This is a genomic window from Mycobacterium sp. PTI7 (assembly GCF_056679845.1).
The window spans coordinates 5,287,245-5,303,735 of record NZ_CM155252.1; the positions used below are offsets into that span (position 1 = coordinate 5,287,245).

The window sequence follows — 16,491 nt, forward strand, 5'->3', positions numbered from 1 at the left end:
CTCATGCGCCGATCAGTGCCTGGCCGCAGACGCGGATCGTGTTGCCGGTGACCGCATTCGACGCCGGGCTGGCGAAGTACGCGATGGCCTCGGCGACGTCGACCGGTTGGCCACCCTGGAACAGCGAGTTCAGCCGGCGGCCCACCTCACGGGTCGCGAGCGGGATCGCCTCGGTCATCTTGGTCTCGATGAAGCCCGGCGCGACGGCGTTGATGGTCACGCCCTTCTCGCCGAACACCGGCGCCAGCGCCTGGGTGAGGCCGATCATGCCCGCCTTGGTGGCGGCGTAGTTGGTCTGACCGCGGTTGCCCGCGATGCCGGCCATCGACGACAGGCCGACGATGCGTCCACCGGAGCCGATGGTGCCGTTCTCCACCAGGCCCTCGGCAAGGCGTTGCGGGGCAAGGAGATTGACCGCGACGACGGAGTCCCAGCGGGCGTCGTCCATGTTGGCGAGCAGCTTGTCGCGGGTGATGCCCGCGTTGTTGACCAGCACGTCGGCCTTGCCGCCGTTGACGTCGGCGTAGTGCTCGCGCAGGTGCTCGACGATCCGGTCGACAGCGTCGGGCGCCGTCACGTCGAGCGTCAGGGCCGTGCCGCCCACCTTCGTGGCGGTCTCGGCGAGTGCCTCGCCTGCCTGCTCGACGTCGATGGCCACGACGTGGGCGCCGTCGCGGGCGAACACCTTGGCGATCTCCGCGCCGATGCCGCGCGCGGCGCCGGTCACCAGGGCGACCTTGCCTGCGAGCGGCTTGTCCCAGTCGGCGGGCGGGGTGGCGTCGTCGGCGCCGACGTAGAACACCTGACCGTCGACGTAGGCGGACTTGCCCGACAGCAGGAAGCGCAGCGTGGACTCCAGGCCGGTCGCGGCGGGCTTCGCATCGGCGGCGAGGTACACCAGGCCGATCGTGGCGCCGCGCTGCAGCTCCTTGCCCAGGGAGCGGGTGAAGCCCTCGAGCGCGCGCTGGGCGATCCGCTCGTCGACGCCGGTGGTCTGGTCGGGAGTGGTGCCGATGACGACGACGCGGCCGCTGGGCGCGAGGTTGCGCAGCACGGGCGTGAAGAAGTCGTGCAGGGCCTTCAGGCCCTCGGGCGTCGTGATGCCGGTGGCGTCGAAGACGAGGCCGCCGAAGGTGTCGGCCCACCGGCCGCCGGTGTTGTTGCCGACCAGGTCGTAGTCGTCGGCGAGCGCGGCGCGCAGCGGTTCAGCCACCCGGCCGTCGCCGCCGACCAGGAGGGAGCCGGGCAGGGGCGGTTCGCCGGCTCGGTATCGCCGCAGCTTCTGCGGCTGGGGCACGCCGAGCTGCTTGGCGAGGAAGGATCCGGGGCCGGAGTTGACCACTTGGGAGAACAGGTCGCTAGCCACTTCGCTGAGCCTTTCGAAAGGACGTGTCGTGAGCGGATGATGGATCGTGTCGACCACCGAACTTACTCCAGAGTAATAACGGTGGGTAGTATGACCCCCGACACCCTGATGACCCGGGTACAGCCGAGCCAAACACCTGACCGACACAACCAACGCCCATTTCAGACGTAGAAGAGGTAGACGTGGCCGACACCAAGAACCCCCGCCGGGTAGCCATCCTCGGCGGCAACCGCATTCCCTTCGCCCGCTCCGACGGCGCCTACGCCAACGCGTCCAACCAGGACATGTTCACCGCGGCGCTCGACGGACTGATCGACCGCTTCAACCTGGCCGGCGAGCGCCTCGGCGCCGTCGTCGGCGGCGCGGTGCTCAAGCACAGCCGCGACTTCAACCTGATGCGCGAGAGCGTTCTGGGCTCGGCCCTCGACCCGCACACGCCCGCCTACGACCTGCAGCAGGCGTGCGGCACCGGCCTGCAGTCGACCATCGCCGTCGCCAACGCGATCGCGCTGGGCCAGTACGACTCGGCGGCCGCCGGCGGCGTCGACACCACGTCGGACGCCCCGATTGCGTTCGGCGACGACCTGCGTCGCGTGCTGCTCGGGCTGCGTCGCGCCAAGTCGAACGTCGACCGGCTCAAGCTGGTCGGCAAGCTGCCCGCCGCGGTCGGCGTGGAGATCCCCACCAACGGCGAGCCCCGCACCGGCCTGTCGATGGGCGAGCACGCGGCCATCACCGCCAAGGAGATGGGCGTCAAGCGCGTCGACCAGGACGAACTGGCCGCCGCGAGCCACCGCAACATGGCCGCCGCCTACGACCGCGGCTTCTTCGACGACCTGGTCACGCCGTTCCTCGGGCTCTACCGCGACAACAACCTGCGTCCCGATTCGTCGGCCGAGAAGCTCGCCAAGCTCAAGCCCGTGTTCGGCGTGAAGTACGGCGACGCCACGATGACGGCGGGCAACTCGACCCCGCTGACCGACGGTGCGTCGGTGTCGCTGCTGGCCAGCGAGGAGTGGGCGGCCGAGCGCAACCTGCCGGTGCTGGCGTACTTCGTGGACGGTGAGACCGCCGCCGTCGACTACGTCAACGGCCCCGACGGCCTGCTGATGGCGCCGACCTACGCCGTGCCGCGGCTGCTGGCCCGCAACGGGCTCACGCTGCAGGACTTCGACTACTACGAGATCCACGAGGCGTTCGCGTCGGTGGTCCTCGCGACGCTGGCCGCCTGGGAGTCCGACGAGTACTGCAAGGAGCGCCTCGGCCTGGACGGTGCGCTCGGCTCGATCGACCGGTCGAAGCTCAACGTCAACGGCTCGTCGCTCGCCGCCGGGCACCCGTTCGCCGCGACCGGTGGCCGCATCGTCGCCCAGCTGGCCAAGCAGCTCGCCGAGAAGAAGAAGGAGACCGGCAAGCCGGTCCGCGGACTGATCTCCGTCTGCGCCGCCGGCGGACTGGGCGTCACCGCGATCCTCGAGGCGTAGAACTCCCGCCCGAAAAAGATCTCGTTCGCCTGTAACGGCGGGCGAGGACGGGCCGATGTACTGGATAGCTCCGTGTTGCCGTCTGACCCCCCGACCCGACGGCAACACGGGGCACTTTTTCTGTCCCGGGGTCGCGCGGTCCGCCGTAGCGTGGATCGGTGGCGACCTTCCTGCTGATCCCCGGCGGCGGCTCCGACCCGTCGTACTGGCGGTTCGTGGTGGCGCAGCTTTCGGCCCGCGGGCATCGCGGCATCGCGATCGACCTCCCGTGCGAGGACGACTCGGCCGATCTGTCCGCCTACGCCGACGCCGTGGTGGCCCAGCATCCCGGTGACGACGGGCGCCCGATCGTGGTCGCGCACTCCTTCGGCGGGTTCACCGGCCCGCTCGCCTGCCCGCGCGTCGACGCGGCGGCGCTGGTGTACGTCTCGGCGATGATCCCGCGACCCGGTGAGTGCGCGGACGACTGGTGGGCCGCCACCGGATGCGCCGAAGCGCAGCAGGCCGCGGCCCGCGCGGGTGGATGGGACCCCGACGACATGGACGCGGTGTTCTACGACGGCGTCGATCCGACGATCGTGGCCGAGGAGGTCGAGCGCGCCCAATCCGAGACGCCGTCCCGGGCGCCGTGGCCGGGACCGGGGCTACCCGACCTGCCGACGTCCTTCGTCCTGCTGCGTGACGACCGGCTCTTCCCCGAGCCGTTCACGAGGGCGATGGTGGCCGACCGGCTCGGCGTCGAGCCCAGGGTCGCCCCCGGCGGGCACATGGCGATGCTGTCGCATCCGGTCGAACTCGTCGATCACCTGCTGGGCGCCGTGGGCCCCGTGCTCCCCGCCGGCTGATCCTTCGTCGCCGTGATCGGACCCGACGAGGCCGGCGGCTGGAAGAGGCTGCCGCCCACGCTGCCGCGCGTGGTCCGCACCGTCACCAGCGCCCAGGTGCACAGCAGGCACGCGTAGGCGATCACCGCGGCGACGTGGAACGCGGGCAGCCCGGTGTGCACGGCCAGCTGCGTGGTGCCGGTGACGAACGTGCCGACCGGGAACGTCAGGCTCCACCACGTCAGCGCGAACGGCATGCCACGCCGCATGGTCCGCACCGTCAGCGACGTCGCCAGCGCGATCCACAGCACGGCGAAGCCCCACACCGGCACGCCGAACAGGATCGCGAAGATCGCCATCCCGGACGCCAGCTCCGGCGGCACGGCCAACGCGGCCTGCGTCCCCAGCAGCCCGGCCGCGGTGATGCCCTGTCCCAGCGGGCCGAGCACGATCCACAGCGTCGGCACCCGCGCGGTCCCCGACGTGCCGTAGTGCGCCAGGCGACTCCAGATCAGCGAGATGATGATGAGCCCCGCGATCAGGGACAGTCCGAACATCGCCCAGCAGCCGTAGAGCATGGTCTCGCGGCCGGTGCCCGGCGCCATGTGCGGGATGAGCAGCGCACCCGTCGCGGCGGACACCATCGGCGGCACCACGGGCATCAGCCAGCCGCCGAACGCCGCATCCGGCCCGACGTTGAGCTGGGTGAACATCAGGTACGGGATCGAGATCGCGGTGAACAGGCCGCCGAGCGTGCCCGTCGTCCACAGCACCCAGGCGAGGTCCACGGCCACCCGTTCGCCGATCAGGTCGTGGCCCACCAGGAGCGCGCCGGCGCCCACCGTCATGAACGCCATCGGCGCCGCGCCGTAGAAGTGCGCCATCTGCGGGTTGTGCGCGTGGCCGCGGGCGACGGTCGGATGCCGGAACCACTGCGCCGACACCGCAACGATCAGCACCACCAGCAGGACCGCCGCCACCACCCACACGACTCGGGAGAACACGTGCAGGCCGGGCACGTGCACGGGCAGCGTCGCACCCGCCGTCGCCACGATGCCGGTGCCCATCACCGAGGCGAACCAGTTGGGTCCGAAGTTCCCCAGCCGGGTCAGATCGGCGGTCATGGTTCGATACCACTCATGCAGATCAGTATGTTCGGGCAACTCGTGGACGCGCGTGGCGGATCACCGATCGACGCGTGCGTGCAGAACCTCGCGATGCTGCGCGACGAGGGCTTCGCGCGCATCTGGATGAGCCAGATGCCGTATGAGCCCGACCTTCTCACGATCGTCGCCGTGGCGTTGCGCGAGGTCGACACCATCGAGGTGGCCAGCGGCGTCGTCCCCATCCAGAATCAGCACCCGATGCAGATGGCGCAGCGCGCGCTGACGGTCAGCCTGGCCTCTGGCGGTCGGTTCACCCTGGGCCTCGGCATGACCCACCAGGCCGTCACCGAGGGCATGTGGGGCATTCCGTGGGACCGGCCGGTCCGCCGGCTCAACGAGTTCCTCGACGGTCTGCTGCCGCTGCTCGCCGGCGAGCCTGCCGCCGCGTCCGGAGAGATCCTGACGACGCGCGGCGCGCTGATGATCCCGGGTGCGCCGACACCGGACGTGTACGTCGCCGCACTCGGGCCGCAGCTGCTCAAGCTCGCGGGCCGCCGCACGTCGGGCACCTGCACGTGGATGACGGGGCCGGCGACGCTGTCCGGGCACGTCGCCCCGACTTTGCGGCAGGCCGCCGCCGACGCGGGCCGCGCCGAGAGCGACGTGCGGGTGGTGGCCGCGCTGCCGGTCAGCGTCACCGACGACGTGGACGGTGCCCGCAGGCAGGCCGCCGAGCAGTTCGCGATGTACGGCCAGCTGCCGTCGTACCGCGCGATGCTGGACCGCGAGGGCTACGCCGGACCCGAGGACGCCGCGATCATCGGCGACGAGGACACCGTGCGCGGCCGGCTCGACGAGCTGCGCGCCGCGGGCGTCGACGAGTACGTCGCTGCGACTTTCGATCCCTCGCCCGAGGGTCGCGCCCGCACCCGCGCACTGCTGCGGTCCTACGCCGCGTAGCCGAAATTCGCTCGACCGTCGGCTCGCGGTCGCGCAGAATGCCTGCGTGATCGACGCACCACTGTTCTGCGGCACGGACCTGGCACGGCGCATCGAGGCGGCCGAGGCCTCCCTAATCGCGGCGGCCACCGCGGCGGCGCACGAGCGGGGCGCGCCGGGCCTCGCGGTGCCCGTCGCCGGCGGATACGGCTGCTTCGCCGAGGACGGGTCGCCCATGAACAAGGTCGTGGGCCTCGGGTTCGGCGGCGTCCCCGTGGACTGGGACGGCGTCGAGCGGCGGCTGGCGGCGCACGGTCCGGTCTCGGTGGAACTGTCGAACCTCGCCGATCCCGGCGTCGTCGCGCTGCTGTCCGCACGCGGCTATCGGGTGGCCGGGTTCGAGGACGTGCTGGGGTGTCGGCTGCCGGCCGAGGTTCCGGCGCCGTCGGACGTGGAGGTGCGGCCCGTGGATGCCGGTGAACTCGACGCATGGGTCGACGTAGTGGTCGACGGGTTCGCCCATCCCGACGGCGTGGGCGTGCCCAGCCACGAGGACTTCCCGCGCGACGTCGTCGACCGGGCGATGCGGGACTTCACCGGCGCGGGCGCCGTCGCCTACGTCGCGCTCCGGGACGGCGCGGTCGCGGGCGGCGGCAGCATGCGCATGACCGACGGCGTCGCCCAGCTCACCGGTGCGGCGACCGCGCCGGCCCATCGGCGGCGTGGCGTGCAGGCGGCGCTGCTGGCGGCCCGGCTGCGCGACGCCGCCCGGGCCGGATGCGACGTCGCCGTCGTGACCACCGACCCGGGATCGACGTCGCAGAAGAACGTGCAGCGCAGCGGCTTTCACCTGCTCTACACCCGCGTCGTGCTCACCTCGTAGCAACGCGAAGGTCATGGCAACGCAAAGGTCATGGCAACGCAAAGGTCATGGCAACGCAAAGGTCATGGCAACGCAAAGGGCCCCCGCCGAAGCGAGGGCCCTGAGCGTGATGCGGTCTAGAAGGACGCTTCGTCCAACTCCATGACCTCGTTGTCGATGTTCTCGACGATGGCCTTGGTGCTGGTGAGCAGCGGCAGGAAGTTCTTCGCGAAGAACGACGCACCGGCGATCTTGCCCTCGTAGAAGGCGCGGTCGTCACCGGAGGTGCCGGCGTCGAGCGCGGAGATCGCGACGGCGGCCTGCTCCTGCAGCAGCCACGCGAGCACCAGGTCGCCGACGCTCATCAGGAAGCGGACCGAGCCGAGGCCGACCTTGTACAGGCTGCTCGGGTTGGTCTGCGCGTCCATCAGGTAGCCGGTGAGCGTGGCAGCCATGCCCTGCACGTCGGCCAGCGCGGTGGCGAGCAGTTCGCGCTCGGCCTTGAGGCGGCCGTTGCCGGACTCGTTCTTGATGAACGTCTCGATCTGGGTGGCCACGTAGCCGAGCGCAACGCCCTTGTCCCGCACGATCTTGCGGAAGAAGAAGTCCTGCGCCTGGATGGCGGTGGTGCCCTCGTAGAGCGAGTCGATCTTCGCGTCGCGGATGTACTGCTCGATCGGGTAGTCCTGCAGGAAGCCGGACCCACCGAAGGTCTGCAGCGACTCGGTCAGCTTGGCGTAGGCCTGCTCGGAGCCGACGCCCTTGACGATCGGGAGCAGCAGGTCGTTGACCTTGGTCGCCAGCTCCTGGTCGACGCCGTGGACCGCCGTGGCGACCTCGGCGTCCTGGAAGGTCGACGTGTACAGGTACAGCGCACGCAGGCCCTCGGCGTAGGTCTTCTGCGTCATCAGCGACCGGCGCACGTCGGGGTGGTGGGTGATGCTGACGCGCGGTGCGGTCTTGTCGGTCATCTGGGTCATGTCCGAACCCTGGATGCGCGACTTGGCGTACTCGAGTGCGTTGAGGTAGCCGGTGGACAGCGTGGCGATCGCCTTGGTGCCGACCATCATTCGGGCCTGCTCGATGACCTCGAACATCTGCGCGATGCCCTCGTGCACCTCGCCGACGAGCCAGCCCACGGCCGGGACGTCGTGCTGGCCGAGCGACAGCTCACACGTCGCGGAGACCTTGAGGCCCATCTTGTGCTCGACGTTGGTGACGTAGACGCCGTTGCGCTCGCCGGGCTCGCCCGTCTCGGGGTCGAAGTGGAACTTCGGCACGAAGAACAGCGACAGGCCCTTGGTGCCGGGTCCGGCGCCCTCGGGGCGGGCCAGCACCAGGTGCAGGATGTTCTCGCCGAGGTCGTCGGCGTCACCGGAGGTGATGAAGCGCTTGACGCCGTCGATGTGCCAGGTGCCGTCGGCCTGTTGGACGGCCTTCGTGCGGCCTGCGCCCACGTCGGATCCGGCGTCGGGCTCGGTGAGCACCATCGTGGAGGTCCATCCGCGCTCGGCGGCCAGGACGGCCCACTTCTTCTGCTCTTCGGTGCCGAGGTTGTACATGATCTGCGCGAAGCCGGCGCCCATCGAGTACATGTAGACGGCGGGGTTGGCGCCGAGCACGTGCTCCATCAGGGCCCACTGGACGGCGCGGGGCATCGGCATGCCGCCGAGTTCCTCATCGAGGCCGATCTTGTCCCAGCCGCCGTCGGTGATCGCGCGGACGGACTTCTTGAAGGCCGCGGGCAGCGTGACGACGTGCGTCTCGGGGTCGAAGACGGGGGGATTGCGGTCGCCCTCGGCGAACGAATCGGCGATCGGGCCCTCGGACAGGCGGGCGATCTCGGCGAGCATGTCGAGCGTCGATTCCTGGTCCAGGTCGGCGTACTTGCCCTGGCCCAGTGCCTTGTCGATGCCGAAGACCTCGAACAGGTTGAATACCTGGTCACGGACGTTGCTCTTGTAATGGCTCACGCTGTCTCCTCGATGAGATTCGGTACGCAGGTTGGGTACTTGGACTAAGTTACCCACCAGTAACTGTCTCCGACTATACCGCTCGGTAACCACGGCGCAAAGCGGTGTAGAGCAAATCTTTCCCAGCTAAGTGACCAGGCGGTCGACAACGGCTGCCCAAACGGTTGGTTGGTAGCCGTGAGCAGGCCTTTTCAGTGATTGTGATGTCTGCCACGAGTGGCCTCAGCACGCCCGTTAGGGTGTGCCGGATGAGGCGTGTAGCGGTGTGGGGGACGGGCAACATGGGGGCGGCGGCGATCAGGTCGGCCACGGCGTTTCCCGGACTGGAACTGACTGGCGTCATCACGTCGTCGCCGGACAAGGCCGACCGCGATGCCGCCGACTTCACCACGCTCGACGCGCAGACGGGCGTGGCCGCGAGCATGGACGTCGACGCCGTGCTCGCCGGCTGCGACGCGGTTGCCTACATGGCGTCCGGCGACATCCGGCCCGACGACGCGCTGGCCGACATCGAACGGTGTCTGCGAGCGGGCAGGCACGTCGTCACGCCGTCGCTGTACTCGCTCTACGATCCGGCCTCCGCGCCGGCGGAGTGGGTGGACCGGCTGACGGCCGCGGCGAAGGAGGGCGGCGCCACGCTGCTGGTCAGCGGCGTCGACCCCGGCTGGGCCAACGACGCGCTCGCCGTCATGGCCGCCGGCCTGTGCACGCGCATCCGGACCATCCGCTGCCAGGAGATCTTCGACTACTCCACCTACGACCAGCCGCACGCCGTGCGGGTGTCGTGCGGCTTCGGCGGTGCCATGGACGAGGTGCCGATGATGCTGCTGCCGTCGATCCCGACCATGGTGTGGGGCGGCAACATCCGGCTGATCGGTCGCGGCCTCGGTCTGGACATCGACGAGATCACCGAGGAGGTCGAACGCCTTCCGCTCGACGAAGCGGTCGAGAACGTGATGGGCCGCTTCGAGAAGGGCACGCAGGGCGCGTTCTTCCTGAAGATCATCGGGTGGTCGGGTGGGCGGCAGCGCGTCATCGTCGAGCACGTCACCCGGATCGACCCGGCCTGCGCGCCGCACTGGCCCCAGCCCGACGAGGGCGTCGGCGACCACCGCGTCATCATCGACGGCGACCCGCAGCTGACCATCGTCACCCGGGGCGACGTGCCGGGCGGCACGCGCGCGGACGGCGGCAACACCACCGCGGCGAACCGGCTGCTCGGCGCCATCGAGTGGCTGGCCGGCCAGCAGCCGGGCATCTACGACGGGCTCGACGTCCCCCTGCATACGCCGCTGGCCGCCGAGGTCGAGGCGACCCGCTGGGCCGACTGATCCACGGTCTCCGGCCAGCAACGTCGGTGATCTTGGGGCAACGTCCGCCAGCGGGTTCAACCTGGTGTAGTCGTTGAATGCGCAAAATGAACTGATAGCAAACGGCCACCGAAGGTTTCGTCGATGTTACTGACGGTTGCGTCGACGTCCATCGTGGGCAGGCGGCTACCAGCCGGGGCCGCTAAGCTACTGCGGAACCTTGATCAAACTCGACGACGAATCTCGAGCCGAGTGCGGGGACCCAGGGTGCTTCGAATCAACGGGGTCCATCGCCTTCTCGTGGCAGATCGCTCCGACACCTAGGGGAGTAACCGCATTTTGCGCGCCTCAACCGCCACGCCCATCGCCGTCATCGGCATGTCCTGCCGACTTCCCGGCGGCGTCGACTCACCCCAGGCCCTCTGGGAGGCACTGCTGCGCGGTCAGGACTTCGTGGACGAGATCCCCGCGGACCGCTGGGACGCCGACGTCTACTACGACCCCGAGCCCGGCGTCCCCGGCCGCTCGGTGACGCGCTGGGGTTCCTTCCTCGACGACGTCGGCGGTTTCGACTCGGACTTCTTCGGCATGACCGAGCGCGAGGCGACGGCGATCGATCCGCAGCACCGGCTGCTGCTGGAGGCGTCGTGGGACGCGCTCGAGCACGCGGGCATCGATCCCGCCACGCTCGCCCGCACCCAGACCGGCGTGTTCGTCGGCCTGACGCACGGCGATTACGAACTGCTGTCCGCCGACATCGGCGCCGCCGAGGGGCCGTACGGCTTCACCGGCACCAGCAACAGCTTCGCCTCGGGCCGGGTGTCCTACGCGCTGGGCCTGCACGGTCCCGCCGTCACCGTCGACACCGCCTGCTCGTCCGGTCTGATGGCCATTCACCAGGCGTGCCGCAGCCTGCACGACGGGGAGAGCGACCTCGCGCTGGCCGGCGGCGTCGCCGTGACGCTGGAGCCGCGCAAGTCGGTGTCGGGCTCGCTGCAGGGCATGCTGTCGCCCACCGGCCGCTGCCACGCCTTCGACGTGCGCGCCGACGGCTTCGTCTCGGGCGAGGGCTGCGTCGTGCTGCTGCTCAAGCGTCTGGACGCCGCGCAGCGCGACGGCGACCGCATCCTCGCCGTCGTCCGCGGGACCGCCGCCAACCAGGACGGCCGCACCGTCAACATCGCGACCCCCTCGGAGGAGGCGCAGACCGCCGTCTACCGCTCCGCGCTCGCCGTCGCCGGCGTCGACCCCACCACGGTCGGCCTGGTCGAGGCGCACGGCACCGGCACCCCGGTCGGCGATCCCATCGAGTACGCCAGCCTCGCGGCGGTGTACGGCACCGCCGGCCCCACCGCGCTGGCGTCGGTTAAGACGAACTTCGGTCACCTGCAGTCGACGTCGGGCCCGCTCGGCATGATCAAGGCGATCCTCGCGCTGCAGCACGGCGTCATCCCGCAGAACCTGCACTTCACCCGGCTGCCCGACGAACTCGTCGAGGTCGAGACCGGGCTGTTCATCCCCGAGGAGCAGACCCCGTGGCCCGTCGCGGGTGAGCATCCGCGGCGTGCGGCGGTCTCGTCGTACGGCCTGTCCGGCACCAACGTCCACGTGGTCCTCGAGCAGGCGCCGGCGACGACCGCGGCCGAGGAGCAGCCGGTCGCCGACGCGCCGCTGCTGTTCCCGCTGTCGGCGACGTCGGTGGAGCAGCTCCGGGTGTCGTCGCGCCGGATCGCCGACTGGGTCGACGCCCATCGCGGCAACGGCGCGGGCAACCTCGCCGACCTCGGCTACACGCTCGCCCGCCGCCGCTCGCACAAGCCGGTCCGGACTGCCGTCTCCGCGCTGAGCCTCGACCAGCTCGTCACCGCGCTGCGCGAGGTCGCCGACGGCGAGACCCCGTTCCAGCCCGCCGTCGGCCAGGCCGACCGCGGTCCGGTGTGGGTGTTCTCCGGCCAGGGTTCGCAGTGGCCGCGGATGGGCGCGAGCCTGCTCGCCAGCGAGCCGGTGTTCGCCGCCACCATCGCCGAGATCGAACCGATCATCGCCGCGGAGTCCGGCTTCTCGGTGACCGAGGCCATGACGGCGCCGCAGACGGTGACCGGCATCGACCGCGTGCAGCCGACCATCTTCGCGATGCAGGTGGCACTCGCCGAGACCCTCAAGTCCTACGGCGTGGTCCCCGGCGCGGTCATCGGGCACTCGCTCGGCGAGTCGGCCGCAGCCGTGGTCGCCGGCGGTCTGTCACTCGAGGACGGCCTCAAGGTCATCTGCCGGCGCTCCAAGCTGATGCTGCGCATCTCGGGCAGTGGTGCCATGGCGGCCGTCGAACTGCCTGGGCAGCAAGTGCTCTCGGAGCTGTCGATCCGCGGCGTCGCCGACGTGGTGCTGTCGGTCGTCGCCTCGCCCACCTCCACCGTGGTCGGCGGCGACGCCGCCACCATCCGCGAACTCGTCGCGGCGTGGGAGCAGAAGGACGTGATGGCGCGCGAGGTCGCCGTCGACGTGGCGTCCCACTCGCCGCAGGTCGACCCGATCCTCGACGACCTCATCGAGGCGCTGCAGGACATCGAGCCGCGCACGCCCCAGGTGCCGTACTACTCGGCGACGCTGTGGGATCCGCGCGACCGGCCCTCGTTCGACGCCGACTACTGGGCGGACAACCTGCGCTACACCGTGCGCTTCGCCGCGGCCGTGCAGGCGGCCCTCGACGACGGCTTCCGCGTGTTCGGCGAACTGTCACCGCATCCGCTGCTCACCAACGCGGTCAACCAGAATGCCGCGAGCCTCGACATGCCCATTGCCGCCCTGGCCGCGATGCGCCGCGAGCAGGAGCTGCCGACCGGGTTGCGCGCGTTCGTCGCCGACGTCCACAGTGCCGGTGCCGCAGTCGACTTCGCGACCCTGTACCCCGAGGGACGGCTGGTCGATGCGCCGCTGCCCACGTGGACGCACCGCGACCTGATGCTGAGCCGGGAGGACGCCGACGTCTCGACGCACGGCTCCTCGGTGCTCGGCGTGCACCCCCTGCTCGGTGCGCACGTGCACCTGTTCGAGGAGCCCGAGCGGCACGTCTGGCAGGGCGAGGTCGGTACGGATGCCCACCCGTGGCTGGCCGACCACCAGGTGCGCAGCGTGGCCGCGTTCCCCGGCGCCGCATACTGCGAGATGGCTTTGGCCGCAGCCGATGCCGCGCTCGGCGAGCACGCCGAGGTCCGCGACGTCCGGTTCGAGCAGATGCTGTTGCTCGACGAGCAGACGTCGGTGTCGGCGAACGCCACCGTCGTCGCGCCCGGCGTGCTCGAGTTCGCGGTGGAGACCCACCTCGAGGGTGAGCGTGCCCGCCGCGCCGCGGCCGTCCTCTACGTCGACGGCGATGCCGCCCGGCCCGCCGCGCACGATCTCGCGGCGCTGCTGACGAGTCACCCGCATCGCGTCGACGGTGAGGGCCTGCGCGACGTATACGCCAGTGTCGGAATCGGTTACGGGCCGGCGTTCGAAGGGTTGTCGTCGGCGAACACCGCGGACGGCGAGGTCACCACCGTGCTGGCCGAGGTCGCGCTGCCGGGCATCATCCGCTCGCAGCAGTCGGCCTACGGCACCCACCCCGCGCTCCTCGACGCCTGCTTCCAGTCGGTCATCGTGCACCCCGACGTGCAGAGCGCCGCCGCCGGTGGCGGACTGCTGCTGCCCGTCGGCGTCCGCCGGCTGCGGCTGCACCAGCCCACGCGCAACGCGCACTACTGCCTGACCCGCGTGACGTCGTGGCGGCTCGGCGAGGCCGAGGCCGACCTCGAGGTGCTCGACCAGGAGGGGACGGTGCTGCTGAGCGTCGAGGGTCTGCGCCTCGGCGGCGGGGCGTCGGCGTCCGAGCAGGCCACCCGCACCCTCAACGAGCGCCTGCTCACCATCGAGTGGGAGCCGCGCGAGCTGCCCGAGGCGCCCAAGGCCGAGCCCGGCACCTGGCTGCTGGTCGGCACCGCGGGCGCCGCGGCCACCGAGGTGTCGGCACTGCGCGAGGAACTCGTCGCCGACGGCGCGACGGTGACCGACGTGTCCTGGCCGCTGCCCGACGGGTCAACGCTGGCAACGCAATTGGGCCGTGTCGACCTCGGCGACGGATCCCGCGGCGTCGTCGTCGTGACGGCGCCGAGCACCGGCGCCTTCACCTCCGAGGCGGGTCGCGACTCCGTGGCCGCCGTCGTCGGGATCGCCCGCGAGCTGGCCGATCTGCCCGGCGAGGCGCCGCGCCTCTACGTCGTCACCCACGATGCCGCCACGGTGCACGACGGTGAGGCGCCCAACCTGGAGCAGACGGGTCTGCGCGGCCTGCTGCGCGTCGTCGACTCCGAACACCCGCACCTGTCCACCACCCAGATCGACGTGGACGCCGCGACCGAACCGGCCCAGGTGGCACGTCAGCTGCGCAGCGGGTCCGACGAGGACGAGACGGCGTGGCGCAACGGTGACTGGTTCACCGCGCGGCTGCGTCTCGGGCCGCTGCGGCCCGACGAGCGGCGCACCACCACCGTCGAGCACGAGACCGACGGCATGCGCCTCGAGATCCGCATGCCCGGCGACGTCGAGTCGCTCGAGTTCGCCGCATTCGACCGCGTCGCACCGGGACCCGGCGAGATCGAGGTCGCGGTCACCGGATCGAGCATCAACTTCGCCGACGTCCTCGTCGCCTTCGGGCGCTACCCGACGTTCGACGGCTACAAGCAGCAGCTGGGCATCGACTTCGCGGGCATCGTCACCGCCGTCGGGCCCGGCGTCACCGAGCACGCCGTCGGCGACAAGGTGGGCGGCATGTCGCCCAACGGCTGCTGGAGCACGTTCGTCACCTGCGACGCGCGCCACGCCGTGACGGTGCCCGACGAGGTGCCGCTCGCCGATGCGGCCGCCGTGCCGACGGCCTCGGCCACCGCCTGGTACTCGCTGGTCGACCTGGCTCGCATCGACGCCGACGACAAGGTGCTGATCCACTCGGGCACCGGCGGCGTGGGACAGGCCGCGATCGCGATCGCCCGCTCGGTGGGTGCCGAGGTGTTCGCCACCGCCGGCAGCCCCGAGCGGCGGCAGTTGTTGCGCGACATGGGGATCGAGCACGTCTACGACTCCCGCACACTCGACTTCGCCGACGAGATCCGCCGCGACACCGGCGGGTACGGCGTCGACGTCGTGCTGAACTCGCTGCCCGGCGCCGCGCAGCGCGAGGGCATCGAGCTGCTGGCGTTCGGCGGGCGGTTCGTCGAGATCGGCAAGCGCGACATCTACGGCGACACCCGGCTCGGGCTGTTCCCGTTCCGCCGGAACCTGTCGCTCTACGCCGTCGACCTGGCGCTGCTGACGCACACCCACCCGAAGGTCGTTCGGCGGCTGCTCACCACCGTGTACGAGAAGACCGCCGACGGAACGCTTCCCGCGCCGCAGGTCACCCACCACCCGATCCACGACGCCGCCACCGCGGTGCGCCTGGTGGGCGGTGCGGGACACACCGGCAAGGTCATCCTCGACGTGCCCCGCAAGGGCCGCAGCATCGCGGTACTGCCGCCCGCGCAGGTGCGGCCGTTCCGCGCCGACGGCGCCTACGTCGTCACCGGCGGCATGGGCGGCCTCGGGCTGTTCCTCGCCGCCGAGATGGCGTCCGCGGGTGCCGGCCGGCTCGTCCTGAACGCGCGCTCGGAGCCGAAGCCCGACGCGCTGGAGCAGATCGAGAAGATCCGGGCGACCGGCGTCGAGGTCGAGGTGGTCCGCGGTGACGTGGCCGACCCGGCGACCGCGCAGCGGCTGGTGGAGATGGCGACGGCCACCGGCCTGCCGGTCCGCGGCGTCCTGCACGCCGCCGCGGTCGTCGAGGACGCCACGCTCACCAACGTGACCGACGATCTCATCGACCGGTGCTGGTCGCCGAAGGTCCGCGGTGCGTGGAACATTCACGAGGCGACGCTCGACCAGCCGCTCGACTGGTTCTGCTCGTTCTCGTCGGCCGCCGCACTGGTCGGCTCGCCGGGACAGGGCGCCTACTCCGCGGCCAACAGCTGGCTCGACGGGTTCTCGCACTGGCGTCGCGCGCAGGGCAGGCCCAGCGAGTCCATCGCATGGGGTGCGTGGTCCGAGGTGGGCCGCGCCACCGCGCTGGCCGAGGACAGCGGTGCGGCGATCGCCCCCGACGAGGGCTTCGCGGCGTTCCAGGCGCTGCTGCGCCACGACCGCGCCTACACCGGGTACGCCCCGCTGATGGGCTCGCCGTGGCTGACGTCGTTCGCGCAGCGCAGCACGTTCGCCGAGGCGTTCCAGGACAGTGGCCGCGGGCAACAGGACACCGGCAGGTTCCGCGCCGAACTCGACGCGCTGCCCCGCGAGGAGTGGCCCAGCACCATCCGCAAACTGGTGTCGGACCAGATCAGCCTGCTGCTGCGCCGGACGATCGATCCCGACCGGCCGCTGTCGGACTACGGGCTCGACTCGCTGGGCAACCTCGAGCTGCGCACACGGATCGAGACCGAGACCGGCATCCGCATCAGCCCCACGCACATCACCACCGTGCGCGGCCTGGCAGATCATCTGTGCGAGCAACTGGCGGCCAGCGAACCCGCGCTGGCGACGTGATGGCAGTCTGTCGGAGGT

General features: G+C 70.9%; 9 protein-coding genes. 6 read left to right on the plus strand and 3 right to left on the minus strand.

All coding sequences use genetic code 11. The features are described 5' to 3' along the window. Nucleotide 1: 1 nt before the first annotated feature. Complete coding sequence (locus tag AC1MEY_RS25475; RefSeq protein WP_480228124.1) at nucleotides 2-1,366, minus strand: 3-oxoacyl-ACP reductase; 1,365 nt, start codon at nucleotides 1,364-1,366, stop codon at nucleotides 2-4. A 182-nt stretch (nucleotides 1,367-1,548) separates the two neighbouring features. Here AC1MEY_RS25475 and AC1MEY_RS25480 point away from each other — a divergent pair, with 182 nt between their 5' ends. Together AC1MEY_RS25480 and AC1MEY_RS25485 are read left to right on the plus strand one after the other, a co-directional pair. Continuing rightward, entirely contained in the window at nucleotides 1,549-2,850 is a 1,302-nt protein-coding gene (locus AC1MEY_RS25480; protein WP_480228125.1) for an acetyl-CoA C-acetyltransferase, read from the plus strand. A gap of 158 nt (nucleotides 2,851-3,008) precedes the next feature. Beyond that, nucleotides 3,009-3,695, plus strand: coding sequence for an alpha/beta hydrolase (locus AC1MEY_RS25485; protein WP_480228126.1), 687 nt, complete (start codon nucleotides 3,009-3,011; stop codon nucleotides 3,693-3,695). Here AC1MEY_RS25485 and AC1MEY_RS25490 read toward each other — a convergent pair. Next, nucleotides 3,653-4,798 carry a TDT family transporter gene (locus tag AC1MEY_RS25490; RefSeq protein ID WP_480228127.1) on the minus strand — a complete coding sequence of 382 codons (1,146 nt, stop codon included), beginning with the start codon at nucleotides 4,796-4,798 and terminating at the stop codon, nucleotides 3,653-3,655. The two genes, AC1MEY_RS25485 and AC1MEY_RS25490, sit on opposite strands and share 43 nt — an antisense overlap. 15 nt (nucleotides 4,799-4,813) lie before the next feature. On the opposite strand from AC1MEY_RS25490, the gene AC1MEY_RS25495 reads away from it, so the two are divergent. Both AC1MEY_RS25495 and AC1MEY_RS25500 read left to right on the plus strand, forming a co-directional pair. Further along, entirely contained in the window at nucleotides 4,814-5,740 is a 927-nt protein-coding gene (locus AC1MEY_RS25495; RefSeq protein WP_480228128.1) for a TIGR03564 family F420-dependent LLM class oxidoreductase, read from the plus strand. Nucleotides 5,741-5,789: 49 nt separating this feature from the next. Continuing rightward, nucleotides 5,790-6,602 (plus strand): GNAT family N-acetyltransferase, encoded by an 813-nt coding sequence (locus tag AC1MEY_RS25500; RefSeq protein WP_480231671.1) that lies wholly within the window; start codon nucleotides 5,790-5,792, stop codon nucleotides 6,600-6,602. 116 nt (nucleotides 6,603-6,718) lie between these two features. On the opposite strand, the gene AC1MEY_RS25505 is transcribed toward AC1MEY_RS25500, so the two are convergent. Next, nucleotides 6,719-8,554: an acyl-CoA dehydrogenase gene (locus AC1MEY_RS25505; RefSeq protein WP_480228129.1), complete on the minus strand. Its 1,836-nt coding sequence runs from the start codon at nucleotides 8,552-8,554 to the stop codon at nucleotides 6,719-6,721. A gap of 248 nt (nucleotides 8,555-8,802) precedes the next feature. Here AC1MEY_RS25505 and AC1MEY_RS25510 point away from each other — a divergent pair, with 248 nt between their 5' ends. Further along, entirely contained in the window at nucleotides 8,803-9,885 is a 1,083-nt protein-coding gene (locus AC1MEY_RS25510) for an NAD(P)H-dependent amine dehydrogenase family protein (protein WP_480228130.1), read from the plus strand. Between the two features lie 318 nt (nucleotides 9,886-10,203). After that, nucleotides 10,204-16,473, plus strand: a complete 6,270-nt coding sequence (gene pks2, locus AC1MEY_RS25515; RefSeq protein ID WP_480228131.1) for a sulfolipid-1 biosynthesis phthioceranic/hydroxyphthioceranic acid synthase — start codon at nucleotides 10,204-10,206, stop codon at nucleotides 16,471-16,473. Nucleotides 16,474-16,491 lie beyond the last annotated feature (18 nt).